This is a genomic window from Anaerobiospirillum sp. NML120448, from assembly GCF_023050945.1.
GTDB lineage: Bacteria > Pseudomonadota > Gammaproteobacteria > Enterobacterales > Succinivibrionaceae > Anaerobiospirillum.
Genome location: NZ_JALKIM010000073.1, coordinates 1 through 18,479 on the forward strand (window position 1 = coordinate 1; position 18,479 = coordinate 18,479).

At 38.5% G+C, this 18,479-nt stretch carries 11 protein-coding genes; 8 read left to right on the forward strand and 3 right to left on the reverse strand.

Going from position 1 to position 18,479, the window contains the following annotated elements:
• The first annotated feature begins 880 nt into the window (after positions 1-880).
• From MXE38_RS10150 to MXE38_RS10175, 6 genes are all read left to right on the forward strand, one after another.
• Positions 881-2,086 carry a glycosyltransferase gene (locus MXE38_RS10150; protein ID WP_246914426.1) on the forward strand — a complete coding sequence of 402 codons (1,206 nt, stop codon included), beginning with the start codon at positions 881-883 and terminating at the stop codon, positions 2,084-2,086.
• 79 nt (positions 2,087-2,165) lie between these two features.
• A complete protein-coding gene (locus MXE38_RS10155; RefSeq protein WP_246914428.1) occupies positions 2,166-3,368 on the forward strand; it encodes a hypothetical protein in 1,203 nt (400 codons plus the stop codon).
• Between the two features lie 48 nt (positions 3,369-3,416).
• Positions 3,417-4,622, forward strand: coding sequence for a glycosyltransferase (locus MXE38_RS10160; protein WP_246914430.1), 1,206 nt, complete (start codon positions 3,417-3,419; stop codon positions 4,620-4,622).
• A gap of 63 nt (positions 4,623-4,685) precedes the next feature.
• A complete protein-coding gene (locus MXE38_RS10165; RefSeq protein ID WP_246914432.1) occupies positions 4,686-5,906 on the forward strand; it encodes a glycosyltransferase in 1,221 nt (406 codons plus the stop codon).
• Between the two features lie 703 nt (positions 5,907-6,609).
• Positions 6,610-7,758 carry a hypothetical protein gene (locus tag MXE38_RS10170; protein ID WP_246914434.1) on the forward strand — a complete coding sequence of 383 codons (1,149 nt, stop codon included), beginning with the start codon at positions 6,610-6,612 and terminating at the stop codon, positions 7,756-7,758.
• A gap of 306 nt (positions 7,759-8,064) precedes the next feature.
• The gene (locus tag MXE38_RS10175) at positions 8,065-10,869 is read left to right on the forward strand and encodes a hypothetical protein (protein ID WP_246914437.1); all 2,805 of its coding nucleotides are present in this window, start codon (positions 8,065-8,067) and stop codon (positions 10,867-10,869) included.
• 179 nt (positions 10,870-11,048) lie between these two features.
• On the opposite strand, the gene MXE38_RS10180 is transcribed toward MXE38_RS10175, so the two are convergent.
• From MXE38_RS10180 to MXE38_RS10190, 3 genes are all read right to left on the reverse strand, one after another.
• Entirely contained in the window at positions 11,049-12,641 is a 1,593-nt protein-coding gene (locus MXE38_RS10180) for a hypothetical protein (protein WP_246914439.1), read from the reverse strand.
• Positions 12,638-13,897 carry a glycosyltransferase gene (locus tag MXE38_RS10185; protein ID WP_246914441.1) on the reverse strand — a complete coding sequence of 420 codons (1,260 nt, stop codon included), beginning with the start codon at positions 13,895-13,897 and terminating at the stop codon, positions 12,638-12,640. Before MXE38_RS10185 ends, MXE38_RS10180 begins: the two co-directional genes overlap by 4 nt.
• Before the next feature lie 112 nt (positions 13,898-14,009).
• Positions 14,010-15,443: a UDP-glucose/GDP-mannose dehydrogenase family protein gene (locus tag MXE38_RS10190; RefSeq protein ID WP_246914445.1), complete on the reverse strand. Its 1,434-nt coding sequence runs from the start codon at positions 15,441-15,443 to the stop codon at positions 14,010-14,012.
• Between the two features lie 223 nt (positions 15,444-15,666).
• Here MXE38_RS10190 and MXE38_RS10195 point away from each other — a divergent pair, with 223 nt between their 5' ends.
• Positions 15,667-17,031: a hypothetical protein gene (locus tag MXE38_RS10195; protein ID WP_246914447.1), complete on the forward strand. Its 1,365-nt coding sequence runs from the start codon at positions 15,667-15,669 to the stop codon at positions 17,029-17,031.
• 427 nt (positions 17,032-17,458) lie between these two features.
• Positions 17,459-17,971 carry a Sir2 family NAD-dependent protein deacetylase gene (locus tag MXE38_RS10200; RefSeq protein WP_246914449.1) on the forward strand — a complete coding sequence of 171 codons (513 nt, stop codon included), beginning with the start codon at positions 17,459-17,461 and terminating at the stop codon, positions 17,969-17,971.
• Positions 17,972-18,479 lie beyond the last annotated feature (508 nt).

The following is an 18,479-nucleotide window of genomic DNA, read 5'->3' on the forward strand; positions in this document are numbered from 1 at the left end:
GTTCAAAAGCGGGTATCAAAAAGAAACCTGATAAATAAGGCGTTTTAGTCGCCTACTTAAAAATAAGTCTGTACCAGGCAGTACGTATAATTATTTCTCAATCCCCCTGGGGCTCTATTTGAACCAAATAAATCTATACCTTACATCAACTTTCCACTTAAGTTATTACCATAGGGAAAGGATATGTTTAGTAAGTATTATACTCTCTCTTATTTGTATTTAGTACTAACAAAAAAATATATTAAGTGCGATTTATTTCTAAGAATTAACTTAAATGTGTATTTTCATTGTGTCTTTAATCTAAAGCATCATTTGTCTTAGTAACAATACATCGTAGAAAGGTATTTACAACGAAGTGCTTTTAGATCTGGAAATAAAAATGAAGGAGCTTGCTGATAGATGGAGGATATCTATCTTGGAATTTAATGGAGAGCAGGATCATGTTTATTTGCTTGTTGACATGAATCCTTCGATACTGCAAAGTAAATTTATCAAAAACCTCAAAACCATTAGCTCAAAACACATAAGAAAACACTAATCTGCTTATTTAAGTCAATTTTATTTGGGAACAAATGCTATGTGGTCAAGAGCTTACTGCCTAATTTCAGTTGGAGGTGCTCCTCTATCTGTTTTGAGAGAATCTATAGAAAATCAAGATCGACCGCTATAATGTTATTAAGATGTAGGCTTACATCTCCACCTAAACTCTTCGAGTTATAGGTGGAGAATTACGCCTATTTGTTAAAGTTAGATAATTTGTTTGTTAGAATTTAGCTATTTATTATTTCTTATTTAAGCCAAAGCACGCACTAAATAAGCCTTTGTTAGCAAAAGGTTTGGCTTGTTTAATCGCATTTATGCTAAGCAAAAGGACAAAATAATGCCTAAAATTTTATGGATGTCTCCATATAGTTTGCATGATATTTCCTCTGGAGCATCAATTCATTGTAAAACCGTACTTGAGTGCTTGGCTAAGCGCGGTTTTGAGGTTTGGTCTTGCTCTTCTTTTATTTTCGACTCTCCTGCTGGAGCCAACGTATTTAATAATTTGAAGGACAAGATTGATAGCTCTAAAAAGTCTGTTTTTGAGATCGACGATGCTGGTATTCACTACATTTATACCCGCAGTAGCTCTAATTTTGAACAAGAACAAAACCTCAATGATCAAGAGTTGCTGTTTAAAGTATATTGTAGTGTGCTCGATAACTTTAAGCCTGATTTTGTGATGGGCTTTGGCACAGGCATGATTTCTATGACTAGTTTTGCTGAGGCGCAAAGACGAGGCATAGTAACCATTTATCCTGTTTTAAATGGCAATCATGGCAATTATGCCTTCCCTAATACCGATCTTATCTTAACTGACTCCCATGCTTCGGCTAACCTCTATTTCCGCCGCGACCAAATTCGTATGATCCCAACTGGTCAGTTGTTTGATCCTGTTTACTGCATATCTAATAAGCGTAAGCCTAAATATATTACTTTTATCAATCCAAGCTTTGAAAAAGGTTTAAGTATCTTTGCTAAGTTAGCTCAATACTGCCAAAAAGCTCACCCTGATTTAAGATTTTTAGTAGTTAATAGTCATGGCAACTTTGCCGAAAACATTCAATATTTACATACCAAAGGCAATAAGGATGACCATCCTTTAAAACCTCAAGACTTTGATAATGTTGATATGACTCCTGCTACTAACAATATGAAGCCTATCTATACTGTTAGTAAAGTACTAGTAACTCCTTCATTATGGTGGGAATCTTGGGGTAGAGTTGCCTCTGAGGCCGTACTTAATAATATCCCTGTTTTAGGCTCTACCTCAGGCGGCCTAAAAGAGGCTACCTTTGGAGCTGGTATTCATCTTGATGCACCTGAGCATTGCATTAAAGATAATTTATCTTTACCAGATGATGAAGAGATCAAGCCATGGGCCCAAGCCTTAGAGCGTTTAGTAAATGAGGACTGGGAGCAGCAGCTCAAGCATGCCCAAGATAACTTATCAATAGATAAAAATATTGATAGGCTCATAGCGATCTTACGCCCTTATTACGAGCGTCGTTATCGCGATCATGTTAAGTTTAACCACCACTAATTTATCTTTTAGCTCTTTTTATGCGCACTAGAAAAGAGCTGTTAAGCTAAAACTAATACAAGCTTATGTGGAGAACATAATGCCCAAAATTTTATGGTTGTCACCTGTCAGCTTACACGACATTACCTCAGGTGCAGCCTTGCATTGTCGCTGCATGTTAGATGCTTTAAGTAAATGCGGCTTTGAAATTATTGCTTTAACTAGCTTTGCTTTTGAGCATGAGCGTGCCCGTAAAGTAGTATTTAGCAATATTGATCAACTCTTTGAGCAAAATCCTAATAAAAAGATTTTTGAGCTTACTGAGCGAAAAGTGCGCTATTTATATGTACGCTCTACCGCTATTTTACAAAGTGAGCGTAAACTACAAGAGCAAAATGAATTTTTTGAGAGCTTTTTAGAGATTCTCAATAGATTTAAGCCTGACTTGGTCATGGGTTTTGGTAAAAGCGCTGATTGCGTTAATTGCTTTGCAGAAGCTAAAAGGCAGGGCATCAAAACTGTCTATTGGTTGCTTAGCAATTTAGAGCACCAATACTCCTTCCCTAACTGTGATTTAATTTTATCTGACTCCTATTTCACAGCTAAGGAGTATGCCCATATTGACCATATCAATGTTATCCCTATTGGTGCCTTTATAGAAAAAGCTCAAGTGCTAGCACAACATAAGGATCCTCTCTTTGTTACTTTAATTAATCCTGACTTTAAAAAGGGATTAGCTATTTTTTCAAAGCTTGCTCATTACTGTAGTAAGGCTCGCCCTGAGCTAAAGTTTTTAGTAATCAATTCACAATTTAACTTTGTTGAACAAATTACTAAACTTCATGACAAAGGGGATATTAATAGTCATCCTTATAGGGCTAAAGATTTTGCTAATGTGCTAATGGCCGATGCTACCTTTGATATGCGTTTAGTTTATGAAAAGACTAAAGTACTATCATTACCTTTATTGCGCTATGAATCATGGTGCCGTGTTGGTAGTGAGGCCTTATTAAACAATATTCCTATTTTAGCTAGTAATGTAGGAGCTCTTAGCGAGGTTATAGGCCAAGGAGGTATTTTGTTAGACCCTCCTGAGCATTGCCTTAAAGATCCTTTAAGCATTCCAAGTGATGAGGAAATTAAGCCTTGGTTTGATGCTTTAGAGCAACTACTTAATAACAATTGGGAAGAAAATACACAAAAAGCTATTGCTTCTATCAATAAAGACGTTTTAACTGCTAATTTAGTTAAGTTACTACTTCCTTTGTGTGATAGCTTCGATCGCTATCGTACAAATTATTAAGGCTTAATTACCAGCTAAAGCTAGATTTTTACTATCTGGGATGTTTCTATGCCTAAAATTCTTTGGTTATCACCATACAGCTTGCATGACACCTCCTCAGGAGCTTCCATCCAAGCCAAAGATATGCTCGAATCCTTAGTTAAAAAAGGATGTGAGGTTTGGTCTTGTTCTTCTTTTGTCTTTGATAATGTCTCAGGCACAGTGGTGTTTGGTAATTTAGAGCAAAAGCTACAAGAAGATAAGCACAATACCTTTATACTTGATGACAATGGTATTCACTATATTTATACCCGTTGCCATAGCCGCTCTGAAATGGAATTTACTCTAGCAGAGGGCCAATTACTCTATGAAACTTTCTTAGATGTTTTAGATGAGTTCAAGCCAGATGTGATCTTTGGTTATTGCCCAGCTATGACTCCACTAGCATGCAATATTGAAGCTCGTCGCCGTGGCATTAAAACAGTTTACTTATTAGTAAATGGCAACCATAGTAATTTCTCTTTCTCTCACTATGATTTGGTAGTTACAGACTCCCAGGCCACAGCCGATCTTTATGCTAAGCGTGATCATATCAATGTTGCTACTACAGGCATCTTTATCAATCATGATCGTGTCATTAGCCCAGAAAAAGATCCTAAATATGTCACCTTTGTAAACCCAGTGGGCGCTAAAGGACTAGCAATCTTTGCTAAATTAGCCAAGGTCTGTCAAACCCAAATGCCTGATCTGCGTTTCTTAGTGATTAACAGCCGTGGTAACTTTGCCCATACTGTTACTATGCTTCATAACAAGGACAATAAAGACACCCATCCTTTTAGCGCCAATGATTTCCCTAATGTCGACATGACAGGCAATCAAAAGGATATGAGAGCCGTCTTTAAAGTTACAAAAGCTCTCTTGGCTCCTTCCTTATGGTATGAGTCTTGGGGACGTGTCACTACTGAGGCTGTACTTAATGAAATTCCTGTCGTTTGTTCTAATTCAGGCGGCCTTCCTGAGGCCATGGCAGGTTGTGGTGAAGTTTTAGAGGCACCAGAGCACTGTAGAGAAGATCACTGGTCTATACCTACTGATGAAGAGATTCAACCTTGGATTGATGCTTTAAAGAAAGTTATGGAAACTGACTATAGCGAGCAATTTGCTAAAGCTAAAATCCAACACTCTAATGAGCGCTCTACTGAGCGTACCTTGGATGCTTTTATGCCATTATTTAACAGCAAAGCATCTGATAATCCACTTTTTTATCGTCAATAGACAACAGGCATTGTTTAGTTAAAATTGCCCGTTAAGTCATGCTTTTTTGCAGGAAAAAATAATATGCCTAAATTACTTTGGGTTAGCCCTTTAAGCGTTCACGATACGTCAAATAACTCTGCAACTCAAATGCGTAACATGCTGTTGTCTCTTAAGGCTCGTGACGTTGAGATTGTTGGTCTAAGTGCTTTAAACTTTCTCCATGAAAGCGGCACTTCCATGTTTACTGATTTAGACGAAAAGCTCAAAGGTGAAGATATTTCCTTCAACCTTAAGGATAACAATATTACTTTTATCTACATTCGTACTAAATCAAGAAAGCTAGGAGACATGATCTCCCAAGAGCAGCGTAACTTCTATGCTAAGTTTTGCGCTATTATCAATGCCTTCCGTCCTGATGTAGTAATGGGCACAGGCAGTGATATGCTCTCTATGGTGTGCTTTGATGAGGCCCATCGTCGTGGCATTCCTACTGTCTATACCCTCTTAGATGGCACTCCTGAGCGCTTTAATTTCCCTAACATTGATGTAGTAATTACTGATAGCAATGCTACCTCTCATCTCTATGCTACCAACCGTAAAATCAACTCAGTAGTGGTTGGTTCCTTTATTCCTGTAGTTGCCCATACTGATAGCGAAGCTAAGGTAGAGCGCAAGCGTATTACCATGGTTAACCCAAGTATTAACAAGGGTCTAGGTATTTTCTTACGCTTAGCTCAACTACAAGGCAAAGAGCTTAAGAATACCAAGTTTACTGTGTGTGAAACTTATGAAGGACAGTTTTTAGAGCAAGCTGCCTTAATTCATGAGGCCAACTCAGATAAAGCCGCTTTTGATGACAAGTTCTTAAAGTCTATTGAAGTGCTTCCACCTAATAGCAATCTTAGTGAGGTTTTAAAAGAAAGTAAGGCTTTATTAGTGCCTTCTTTATCTTTTGAAAGCACTGTTAATATTGCTCGTGAGGCTATCGCCCATGGCACTCCAGTATTAGGCACCAACCAAACAGGTATTGCCGAATCTATTGGTGATGCAGGTGTCTTAGTAGAGATCCCTCCAGCACTACTTGCAAACCCTAACGAAGTTATTTCTGTTGAAAACATGACTAACTTTGTTAAAGGTCTTGATCTCGTATTAAATAACGACTTTACTGAGCGCTGCGTCAATGTAACTAAGCGCCATGACATCAACTTCTCAGCTAATCGCTTAGCCACTATCTTAAAGCCATTGTTTGACAAGAGAGCAGGCAATAACCCTCAATTGTTGCGCAATGGTAGCTTAATCTAAAGAGTAAAAAACTCTTATTAACAATACCCTAAAGGCTGATGTCAGAAGCTTGAGCTTTTAGGGTATTTTTTGCAGCCCAAATAGCTATATTATAAAATTTATGATATTTATCTGATTTTCATTCAAATACTAGATATGAATTTTGGAAAATTTCTACTTAACAATATGTTTTATACAAAAAACGGCTCAAAACTTCCTGTTTTTGCAAAAAATTTGCAACAAATTTAGAATTTAGTGACCTATATCACACTTATCACGATTCTTTTTCTATAAAATCCCTGCAAATTTTTTAGATAGATACACAAAGCTAGATAACACAATTAAGCTGCAAAACGGCTATTGTTTGCTAAAAGTACCTAAAAAATTTTGAAAATTAGCACTCACTTTTTCTGAGACGCACGTCTGTTTACTCTCGCCCGCCCCACTAAAACAGTGCTTATTCATCTTAAGTTGCTATGTCTGCTGCAACAACTTAAGGTCAATAATATTGGGCTAATTGCCTATTCTTAGCCTTTATTAAAGATAAATTTTTCTTACCTAAAGCCAAAGCGATTTGGTTCCTAATTTAAATGCATCAAAACTGGTTATTCTTTTTTCTAGATAAGCGTAATGCTTAGCTAGCGAATAACTATTGCTCAAAATAATGCTTTTAAATTAGGGACATTGCCTTGGCTTTTTTGTTTTTATACAAAGAGAGTTTGATATGTCTGCGACTATTGATATGTCAGAATTTTCATTAGGAAATTTTGAAAAGAAAAAACTTTTAAAAGCCTGTAACCATCTCCAGTTATTCTCCCAGCTCTCCTCAATGTTTGAAGAGCTACCTTGCTCAAACGAAAAAGCCTTGAGCAATTGTATTGATGATGAGCTTAATGAGCGTCTATGCGCTGACGAGTTTTATGACGAACTGCAATTCGATCTTATGCAAGAGGACTATGAACTTGAGTGTGAGCAAGATTGCGATGAGGAAATGTTTGAGGCCTTTGAAAGCGGCAAGTGCGACTACGACTATCAATTGTCTGATGAAGATATAACTATGGCCGCTTTAGGTTCCGACTACAGCATCACCCAATTAAATACTGAGCCTGCACCTTTGGTAGTTACTACTGAGCCTCTCGTAGATGAAATAGTAGTTCATAGAAATGCTCATACTACCCAGTATTTCTTAAATAGCGCTTTTCATTTGTTTAATTATCTAAAGAGCATCTGCTCTATGGAAGACAAGCATCAGAGCGAAACTTTAAATGCCTTCTTGGCTCACAACCATGTGGCACTGGATCACCTGCACCAATTATCCCTTGCTAAAAAATCTAGTTACGAGCGCTACAGGGAGGAAATGCTAAAAATAGTGACACTCAAAGATATTGGCTCATCCTTATTTGATATTACTTATAACATGCGGCATATACCATCTTATGCTTTGCCTAAAGTACAAGAGCAGGTTCCAAGTAGTAAACAAATTACTTTATTTAATACTGTTAGAGTAATAAATACTAATGAAGAGCCGATTAAGAGATTGCACTACAACAAGGTAAATAAACTACATACTAGCTCTGATTGTTTAATCTTGGATACCATCCATAAAACTAACTACAAGCTCAACAAGATGTTGGTATTTTTAAAACAGCTCTCTCCAGCTACTACTATCTTTCATACCAATATAGTTTACGACTTTTGCTCCTATGACTTTGATAAGCAATTTAACAGCAGCCTAAGCAAGTTCATAAATGTCATGCTTAAACCATTTGCTATGGGTAAGCATAAAGAGAACTTAACCCAGATCTGCGATCTTATCGAAAAAGTTAATCCCCCAGCTTTTTCTGATCCAAGGGTAAAGCCGTTGTATTTGTAAATTAATTTTCTCCAAACTAGTTTAGGGAAACAAAAGCCACCCTCTGGCTTGCCAAGGCCTACCAAGGTAGGCCAGGGCAAACCTGGGCCCCACGGTACACCAGGGTACACTATGGTATGCCATGATTCACTAACATACGCCAAGGTGCAGTTTCCCTACTTATTTTTTTGCTTATATCCATTACTTACAAGTGCTGCTCTGTGCCTATCCTAGCAGCTTAATCCTTGTATCCATGCTTTCTTTGATTCGGAGAGCATCTTTACTTTAAATTTGTGCCTTATTTATACGTAAAGATGCTAACTTTTTATGAAAAATCACTCAAAAGACCACGTAATCCCGCAGTCCTTTAGTTTAGAGCTCATTTCTAATCAAAATGATTTGATCTCTGCCCATAATTCTACTCAGGGTAATAATGTAACTACCTGCAAATCTCGAGCAGCTATGCAAATGGCTACCTTAAGAAATAACAGCAAAAATGTGCAGGGCCTGAATATCTTTACCAAAATTGATGAAGGTGGATGCTGGGATGAAGTTCAAGAGCGCTGGAACAATATCTTAGAAAGCGACAAGGCTTTATCCAGTATGCCTGATGAGGACTGTTTATATACTAAGGCTGACTATACTCCCAAGGCTAATGCTTTGAAGTATTTATATGAAATGTCTTCTTGCTTAAAAAACTCTCAAGAGATTAACTTATTACTGCCTATGGTTAATAGCATTAACCAAATGTATGACAGTATTGTTGCTCATAATCCTAATCTCATTAAAAACGAGCCCGATCTTACCTCACTAATCAATTGTGCCTTTGATCAAACTACTTGTTTGAACAATTACCTTATGACCTACACCAACGAGAAGGCTGAAAATATCAGCCAAGAGTTTGGTCTAACTAAACAAGAGCTTAGCGATCTTATTGTCCAATACTCTAGTTATAACTTAGAGGCATCGGATATTATGCGTCGTAAAGAGCTGCATTTTATCCTTAAAGATTATATGAGTAATCTCTACCACGCTACCTCAGAACGTAATGTGGCTAAGCCTATTTTTGATCATGCACAATTAACCTCAGGCAAGACCAACCCTAGCGCACAAGATAGCCCTAAGAGCGCTAAGGTTTTAGGCAAAATTGATAACACCTTATTAAAAATTAAAAATGTCAGTAATAGAGTGCTCAATAACGCCTTACAGTCTCCTCGTAATCTTGCTATTACTGTATCTTGCCCAACCAATGTATTAAGCGCCTATTTAAGAGAGTCTTGCTATTTAGGTAGCTTAGATCCTAATAAGTCTTGTTTTCACCAGCAGCAAGCCAAGCTTTTAATAGCCATGGTAATGTCACACAAAGGCCTTTGTAAGCAGGAAATTAATTATTACCTCTCTTTTAAAGACCAAAGCTGGCAAGAGCTCAAAACTCTCAAAGCCCAGCTAAGCGCCGCAGCCGCAGCTGAGGCAGCTGCCACTGCCTCAGCAGCGCCAGCTGCGCCCGCTGCAGCGCCAGCTGCTGCGTCTGCTATCGCTGAGCCTTCCCCTACCAAAGCTAAGAAAGCGAAGCAAGCTAAGAGCACAGCTTGTAGCAAGGGCCGTAGTAATAAAGCTAACCTTGATTGTGAGGTGGTGAGCACTAATGAGACTCACGGCTCCAGCACAGCTATGGTTATGGATTATGAACTTGACCCAACTTGCTTTAATGAAATTGAGCTTAGTCCTTATGAGCTAAACTTTGATACCCTCATAGCCGAGGAATTACCCCTAATAACTGATGATGCCATCAGCGCTGCTGATGGCAGCGCAGCAGGTAGCACAGCAGGCAGCTTAGCTGACTGCTTTGCTAGCAGCTCTGAGGATAGCTGTGCTAGTAGCGACCTTAGTGAGGAGGAAATTGATGGGGCCAATATGATGGATGAAGCCCTTAGTGAATCTTCTAGGGACTTAGAGGAGGCGGAGGAAACTACTGATAGTGAGCTCTATGCCCATCAAATTGAAGTGCAGACTAATTCCTATAGTGCGCTTATTAAGAAGCTTAAAAATAATAAAAGCTCCTTTAACGATATGCTATCGTACTTAAATAACAATCTATTTGGTGTTAACCAACAGCTTAACGAAAATTCGCTTAAACAGCTGTTAACTAATGACTACTCTAAATTTATCTTAGAGCAGATGATTCATTTGTATTTTAAGATTATGGAAGATAGGGAGCTTTTGTACCATGAAAGCTATAAGTTACCTATAGTAAGTGCTGATAACTCTAATGTTATGGATTTATGCGCCCTTATAGTTAATAGAGTCTTACCTCACAAACCTGTCTTAACTAAGATTGATCAACATGAAGACTATGTTGAGCTGCATGTCTATCTTAAAAGACGTTCTAAAAGCTTAGATGAAAGCTATCAAGACTCTATTAAAAAGTCTGCTATTCCTGACGGTATTTTTCCTAAGTTATCTGTTAGCACTGATAGGCAAGCTCAACCTAAAAGTGAGGTTGCTCGTGACTTTATCAAGGTATTAAACCTTAAAGATACTTTCCACAATAGCAATAACTTAGCTAAAAAAGACGAGCCTGAACGCCTTAAAATCAACCATTTAGCCATTAAACAATCTGTATATCTGTCCAAGATTGTTAACCAGAACAATACTTATGTTCAGTTTTGCTCTCGAGCCTTGGCTTATCAGCAATTGTTAGATAGCAATCTTCTGCGCTTAAAGGTCAATAATGTAGATAGCAAAAATATTTACAATAAGCGTGATTGCATGATTTTAAGCAATCTTAACGATGACACTCACAACTATAGTGGCTCTATAGATTTTTTCTTATGTTTAGGTATTCAAGATGCCTTTAGCCAATTGGTTTCATCTAAGCATGACAACAATCACTACTATAGAAATAGCGCCCGTCAACCTAAGGTTCCAAGCTTAACGGCTTTTATTTATATCTTAGAGGCCTTGGAACAATTAGAGGCTTTTATGTTTACCTGTACTTGTGGAGCTATGAACTTAGTATGCAATCCGTTCTTATTTAAGAACCCTTTGAAATTTAGCCAAAGCTGCAATCACTGTATGAAGCACATTAGCTTTTGCCAGCCTCAGCTCCAAACGGCCTCAGCTCAAAAATAGGCTCCTTAAGGCCAAGGCAAGACTAGGCCAAGCCAAGGCAAGCCAAGGCTTTGCCTTGAGCTTGGGCTTGTCCCTTGCCTGGCCAGCCTTGCTATCAAGCCCATCCTATCAAGACTTTGATAGGATGGGCCTTGTTTGGTGGGAATAGTTTGGCTTTGGTATTGAGAGTGCTTTTTAGCTTATAAGGCACTTAATGAGTTAGGTGCTTGAGTTGAATAAGCTTGTTTGCGCTTATTTGTTAAAGAATTATAAGAGGAGGTATCCATGGCTTTGGAGAGCTCTTTATTATCCTCATCTAAAGTTTGGCTTTCAGTGGCTAAATTAGCTACTCTTTGAGCCTCTCTCTTTTGCGCCTCAATTTCTGATTGGATAATAGCTCTTAAGCTAAAAGTACCTAATCTTAGTAATTGAGGATTATCGCCCGCTCTTTTAGCAAGTAATGGTTTTAAACCTAAAGCTAAGCGGCGGCAGCTGCCAATAAAATCACTGTGCTCTAGCGCCAGCCAAATACGATTAGGGTCAAAGTCATTGAGCAATTCATTCTTTAAAGCCTCTACCCAAGGGGATACTTGCTTATGCTCAGGAGCTAAATAGAGGTTATCAATTAACTCTTGATCTACATCTACATAAGTAGCCGCATCTTTTAACTGCTCTTTTAAAATGTTTTGGCTAGTAGTAATAATAGGCACACCATGACTTAATGATTGTAAGCCTAAGGAACTATTAGAAACTAAGCTTAAAGTAGGCATGATTAAGACTCTACTTTTAGCTAGCAAATCATTAATATCATGTCCCATACCAAATACTTTAACCTTACTAATAGTCTCTTGAGTAAAGACATTTAGCTCTTGTTGTTTGTTGGTATAGGAATTGATATTGAGCAAAAACTGATTTTCTTCTGTTTCTAAGACCGCAAACTCATAATTTTGGAACAATGGATCTTGGCTGCATGTTTGTACCATGCTCAAAAATATACCCAAACCATGCTCAACATTAGGTGACACCATTAAGACTAATGAGCGCTGTGCTACATTTGGAAAAGGTAAAGAGCCCCAGTCAATCGATGCTTTGCTCTGTAAGTGTGAGAGCTGCTCTTGCTTCTGCTCTTGCTCTAGTCCTTGCTTTTGCTCTTGCTCGTGCTTTTGCTCTTGCATTTGTCTAAGAGCCTGCATATGTTGATGCTTGGCTTGTAAGTAAGCTCCCATAATTGGGCCATTAGGGCACACAAAAGGGCCTACTTGTAAGGCTTTTTTACCATGAGCTATGACATAGTCATTAGTTAAAGATTCACTAGAGCTAACAATAAGATCAACATCAGCAAAATTAAACTCTCTAGCAGGAGGCTCTAAGAGAACAAACACAGTAGGAATGTCTAAGTGCTTGGCTAAATTAAGACAAGCCATAGAGACAATATCGCTAGAGGAGGTGATCACCACATCAGGCTTAAAACCACAAATAATAGGAGTCATTTCATTATAAAACTGACTTTGCTCTAAAGTGGTCATGCTGGCTAAAGGATGCTGACCTGTAATGGTATAAATATATTGCACCCTGTCATCAGCAAATTGAAATTTGTTGGCTGAGTGGGTGATTAACTCACGAGCTGCTGGGTGTAAGGAATTAGGATCATTGTTGGATCTAATAGTAGAGCTTAGACAAACTAAACTGGCACTGCGATCTACTAAAGAGGCAATCATGTTACGTACTTGTAGCATGGACTCACTGGCCAAATCATGTACACAACAAGTGCTTATCCATAAGATTTTTTTCATAATCCATTATCCTTGAGATCGTCATCTTGAAGAGCATTGATTTGATCGCAAAGCTCAGATAAATCTGGTGCTTGATGCTGGCTTTTATTAATTAAAGGATTGAGGGCACTAATTAAACGATTGATCGCTCTATCTTGTGATAGACGGGTGCGGGCGGTTTCTAGTTCTTGATCAAAGTTTTCTGCTAATAAGACTTTTAAGGCATTAAACCAAGGCTCAATTTCCTCATCTGTAGGTAATGAGTAAAAGTCCTCCTGACAATGCTCTGGGGTATCAATTAAAACACCACCACCGCCAATGGCCTCAGCTAAGCCACCAGAGTTTGATGCAATAACAGGAATATTGTTAAACACAGCCTCACTAGCTACTCGACCCCAAGCTTCAAACCATAAAGAAGGCACCAAAATTACTGCGCTAATGGCATAAATAGAGCGCATATCAACTTGCTGATCTACCATAAAAACATTAGGAAAATCATTTTGCTGATAAGGATGGTTGTTTAAGTCCCCTTTGATATGAAGTTTATTTACTACTTCATTAAAACGCTGATGAGTGTTAACAGTTAAAAACTTAGCCTCAGGCATTCTTTCTTGGCAGAGCTTGGCTAACTTAGCAAAAATCGCTACGCCCTTATAATCTGAAGGATTAATAAAGGTTACAAAACGCTTTTGATGCTCTGGGGCAGTAATATTTTGAATATTAAAAAAGGCCCCTACAGGTACAGTGTTGATTTCATCACGCTCGGCATACAGTTTAGATACGGCGTAAGAGTCAGTAATAATAAGATCAATATTAGGAAATAAATAAGTAGAGTAAGAGCCATTAGAAAGCATATAAGCAGTACTGATACCTTGTTGTTTGGCCGCAGCAAAACAACTCATAACTACAGGAGCAGTACCATAGCCCATAACTACATCAGGCTTAAAATCTTTCAGAGCTTTGATAAAGGTATGATAGAAGAGCTGACACTCAGATAAAGTCATATCAGTCTCTTGGCAGCTTGAGACTCTTGTATAAAGATAATGTATCCCCTGCTCATCAAAACTATGGATTTCACTATCATTATCTTTAAAAAGTTCTTTTATATCACCAAAAGCTTGCGCAGCTGCTTGTTGGGCATCAAAGATAAATGAAGAACAAGCCCACACCTCAAAGCCACGACTTACTAAGCTAGAAAGCATGTAACGACAATTTAGCGCAGCCCCTGATGAGGAATCATGCAAACTAAAAGGTGACATCCAGAGAATCTTAGGCATGCTATTTCCTTACAATCAAAACAGATAAAAGGCGCTCATAATAGCTTTCATTTTATCTTAAATTTAGGTTCAAATAGATCATTTGGGCGGCTATTTGAACCAAATTTAGCTCTTAGTGATGCAAATCATCTGTACCCAATCCTACGCCGCTATAACTAAAGCCCAATTCGTGAGCTAAACGCATTGAGAGCTTATTACGATAGTCTAAAATCACTTTATGGCGCATATGCAGCGCACAATAGTTAAGATCAAGATTACTAAACTCTCCCCACTCGGTAAGCACAACTAAAATATCAGCGCCATGGCTTACCTCTTGGGCCGAGTTAACATAGACAATTTGCTTGCTATAGCCACTAAGAATTTTTTTAGCATTATCCATAGCCTTAGGATCAAACACTCTAAGAGTAATATTAGGCGCAACTTTTAGAATATGATCCACTATTTGCATAGCAGGAGAAAAACGGCAGTCATCGGTTCCATTCTTAAAGGCAAGTCCTAAAATGCCCACCACCGCACCCGTCCCATCCCAAGCACCAACCGCAGCAGCTACAGTTCCAGCGCCTGCGGCTGCAGCTGTCCTAGCTTTTGCCTCGGCTGGGCCATCATTGAGCTGTTTAGCTACTTGGACAATTCTCTGAGCCATGCTGGTGATGCGCTCCTTATTACCCTCTAAAGTAGCATGTACTAAAGATAAATTTACCCCATACTTTTGGGCCATCAAATCAAGGGCCATAGTATCTTTAGGGAAACAAGAGCCGCCAAAACCAGGGCCAGGATTTAAAAAGCTTTTACCAATACGCTGATCTAAGCCTATGCCAGATGCTACCTCATAAATGTCAGCTCCAGATTGTTCGCAAAAATCTGCCATTTCATTAATAAAATGAATTTTGGTGGCTAATAATGAATTAGCTGCATACTTAATGGTTTCACTAGAACGACGTGAGACATAAAGCATTTGGCAATGAGGATGCAAAGCCAATAAAGGCTCATAAAGGCTAGCAATTAGTTTTTTAGCTTGAGTAGAGTCAGAGCCTACCACAATGCGATCAGGATGGAAAAAGTCATAAATAGCATAACCCTCACGTAAAAACTCAGGTAAAGAGATCACGTCACAATTTGCGTGGGGATTAATATGATTAATAATGGACTCTACCTCATCGCCCGTACCTACAGGAACAGTAGATTTAGTAGCAACAACAGTATAAGAAGAATTTAAGCAAGGGGCTATTTGTGCGGCGGCTTCATAAAGATAACTTAAGTCAGCTTCATTAGTAATAGGATGTGGCGGGGTGCCTACGGCAATGATAATTAATTGAGCGCCTGATAGGCCTTCTTTCATGCTAGTAGTAAAGGTTAAATTACCTAATGAGACGTGTTTATCAAATAGTTCTTGTAAACCATGCTCATAGATAGTTAGTTGTGAATGTCGCAACTTAGCAATTTTGCTCTCATCATTATCAATGCAAATCACTTGATGTCCCAGCTCAGCTAATCCTACACCTGTAGGCAAGCCCACATAGCCTGTTCCAATAATTGCAACTTTCATAATTATCCTTACTAAATTACTAACTGGCCTATAATAATAGGGCTAAGATAGAACATTACCAGCACTTATACATTAATATCCTAAAGTACGTTTGTAAGCTAATCCGTATTACTAATAGGCAATTATTATAAGGCTATACTTAGCATAAAAAGTGTTCCTTGTTTATAGATTTTTCACTGTGCAAATGGAGAGTTGCGTTTATTCTGGATGCGCGATTTTTTTTATGACCAATATTGAAATTCTTAATCTTTCTCAAGCCGATGATTCTTTTTTAACCGTCTGCTTAACTAAAGGCACTTGTCCTGAGTGCTTTGTCGACAAGACTGCCTGCATTCCTAATAAGCAAGGTGGCTTTGATATTTTCTTAGATGACAGCGATAACCGCTGCATTCAAAAAGCAGGTCGCAATGTAGGTGCATTAGGCATTAAGAAAGTTATTGTTACTTTAGATCAAGACAGCGCTGTAAAGCTTGATGCCATCAGCGCCGCTCAATTTGTCTTAGGTATGTACTCAGAGCAATGCCGCAATAGCCCTATTAGTATTGCTTTTGATCTTAATGATGCCATTTTAAAGTCAGTACGCCGTGATGTTGAGTTTATTACTTTAGCTCGTATTTTTGCCAATAGCGCTAATAATCAATACCACACTGTAGACTTAGTAAATAACTACTATCAGCAGTTAGAAAAAGCCTTTAATACCTTTGGTGGTCAAGGCAAGCTCTCCTTTGAACTTTACAAAAAAGGCGATTCTTTATTTGACTATAACTGCATTGGTCTGCAAACCGTAGGTAAAAGCTCCAGCCATGAGCCTTGCTTAGCCGTGATTGATTATGTGGGCCCTAATGCTGATGAGCAAGTAGTAGATATTGCTCTTGTAGGTAAGGGTATTGCTTTTGATACTGGCGGTAATGACATTAAGAGCGCTAAGTTTATGGATACTATGCGCACTGATAAGTCTGGTTTAATTTATGTAGCTGCTGCCACTGCTCTAGCTGCTGCTATGGGTGCTAATAAGCATATTCGCTGCTATATGCCTTGTGCTGAGAACATGGTATCAGGCAATGCTATGGTGCCAGGCGATATTATTACCTATCCTAATAATGTCAGCGTTGAGATCGGTAATACCGATGCAGAAGGTCGCCTCATTCTTGCTGATGCTCTGCTCTTAGCTGCTCAAGATAAGCCAAAATATATTCTTGATGCTGCCACCTTAACAGGCGCTGCCAAAATTGCAGTAGGTCGTGATATGTGCGCTATCTTATGCCGTGAAAATGTTATAGACGAGCAATTAGAGCAAGCCTTTAACTACACTAAAGAAGAGTATTGGGTATTACCAATGAGAGAATATCACAAGCGTTATATTACCTCTCGCCGTGCTGATATTTGCAACACCAGCCATGGTGATGGTGCCCCTGGCTCTTCAACAGCTGCTGCTTTCTTATCCTTCTTTGTCTCACCTGAGCAAAAATGGACTCACATTGACTTATCCAATGCCTACCAAGGCGAAAGCTCACCTTATTTAGCTCCAGGCTCAACAGGTAACACTGTCTATGCCTTAGCTCACTGGCTAGTAGGCGCTCAATACTAATTAAGCCCCTAACTTAGCCCCACGGGTGCTAAAGATAAAAACTTTAGCGCCCATATGGCAGCTTTAGGGCCCATCTGGCAGCTTTAGTGCCCACGGGGCGCTAAAGCTACCAGATGATGTTAGCCTTATATGCCCCATCATTCTTTTCTTTGCAAGCTCGGAGCTGACTAAGATTTGCTGTTACGCTAATACCAACACGCACAAGTTTAAAGCAGACATAGGGGAGACAATCACATATTTACGTTAAATAAGCAACTTTGCTTGCCTCTTGGAGGTCATTTATAGAGGATTGGGGCTGCTTAACCACTAAAGCTACGAACATTTTGATAAATAACCAATTGTCTCCCCTATGTCTGTTAAAGGGCTATAATGGCCAAATTAAGCTTTGTAAGAACTTATAGGTAAGCTAGATTTTCGGAGTTGGTTTATGAAATTTCACCATATAGTAATATTAACTGGAGCTGGTATTTCAGCTGAATCTGGTATTCCTGTTTTTAGATCTGAAGATGGTTTATGGGAAAACCATAGAGTTGAGGATGTTGCTACTTATGCTGGCTTTGACTCAAACAAAGCCCTGGTTCATCAGTTTTACAACGGTTTAAGACAAAACATTAAAAACAAAGAACCAAACTCAGCGCATTTAGCTATTACTAAACTACAAGAGCAAATGGACTCTTTAGGTGGCAAGGTCACTATCATTACCCAGAATATTGATGATCTGCATGAAAGAGCTAACTCTAAACACATCATCCATATGCATGGTCAAATTGATAGTATGCTTTGTGAAAGCTGTAATCGTCGCTTTACTTTTTGGGACAACTCAAGCCCTGATAGCCTCTGCCCACACTGCCATAAAGCTACCTTACGTCCTGATATTGTATGGTTTGGTGAAATTCCTTACTACATGGACGAAATTGAACAAGAGCTTTTTAACAAATAGGCGTAATTCTCCACCTATAACTCGAAGAGTTTAGGTGGAGATGTAAGCCTACATCTTAATAACATTATAGCGGTCAATCTTGATTTTCTATATATTCTCTCAAAACAGATAGAGGAGCACCTCCAACTGAAATTAGGCAGTAAGCTCTTGACCACCTAGCCTTTGTTCCCAAATAAAATTGCCTTAAATAAGCAGATTAGTGTTTTCTTATGTGTTTTGAGCTAATGGTTTTGAGGTTTTTGATAAATTTACTTGGCAGTATCGAAGGATTCATGTCAACAAGCAAATAAACATAATCCTGCTCTCCATTAAATTCCAAGATAGATATCCTCCATCTATCAGCAAGCTCCTTCATTTATATTTCCAGATCTAAAAGCTTGACCTGCATCGAAAGCACTTCGCTGTAAATATCTTTTTACGATGTATTGTTACTAAGACAAATGATACTTTAGATTAAAGACACAATGAAAATACACATCTAAGTTAATTTTTTCTAAAGAAATTACAC

Excerpts from the sequence above, each read along its gene's own strand:
- MXE38_RS10200 (WP_246914449.1), top strand. The coding sequence starts at position 17,459 with ATGAAATTTCACCATATAGTAATATTAACTGGAGCTGGTATTTCAGCT.
- MXE38_RS10165 (WP_246914432.1), top strand. The coding sequence starts at position 4,686 with ATGCCTAAATTACTTTGGGTTAGCCCTTTAAGCGTTCACGATACGTCA.
- MXE38_RS10160 (WP_246914430.1), top strand. The coding sequence starts at position 3,417 with ATGCCTAAAATTCTTTGGTTATCACCATACAGCTTGCATGACACCTCC.
- MXE38_RS10150 (WP_246914426.1), top strand. The coding sequence starts at position 881 with ATGCCTAAAATTTTATGGATGTCTCCATATAGTTTGCATGATATTTCC.
- MXE38_RS10180 (WP_246914439.1), bottom strand. The coding sequence starts at position 12,641 with ATGAAAAAAATCTTATGGATAAGCACTTGTTGTGTACATGATTTGGCC.
- MXE38_RS10185 (WP_246914441.1), bottom strand. The coding sequence starts at position 13,897 with ATGCCTAAGATTCTCTGGATGTCACCTTTTAGTTTGCATGATTCCTCA.
- MXE38_RS10190 (WP_246914445.1), bottom strand. The coding sequence starts at position 15,443 with ATGAAAGTTGCAATTATTGGAACAGGCTATGTGGGCTTGCCTACAGGT.
- MXE38_RS10170 (WP_246914434.1), top strand. The coding sequence starts at position 6,610 with ATGTCTGCGACTATTGATATGTCAGAATTTTCATTAGGAAATTTTGAA.
- MXE38_RS10175 (WP_246914437.1), top strand. The coding sequence starts at position 8,065 with ATGAAAAATCACTCAAAAGACCACGTAATCCCGCAGTCCTTTAGTTTA.
- MXE38_RS10195 (WP_246914447.1), top strand. The coding sequence starts at position 15,667 with ATGACCAATATTGAAATTCTTAATCTTTCTCAAGCCGATGATTCTTTT.
- MXE38_RS10155 (WP_246914428.1), top strand. The coding sequence starts at position 2,166 with ATGCCCAAAATTTTATGGTTGTCACCTGTCAGCTTACACGACATTACC.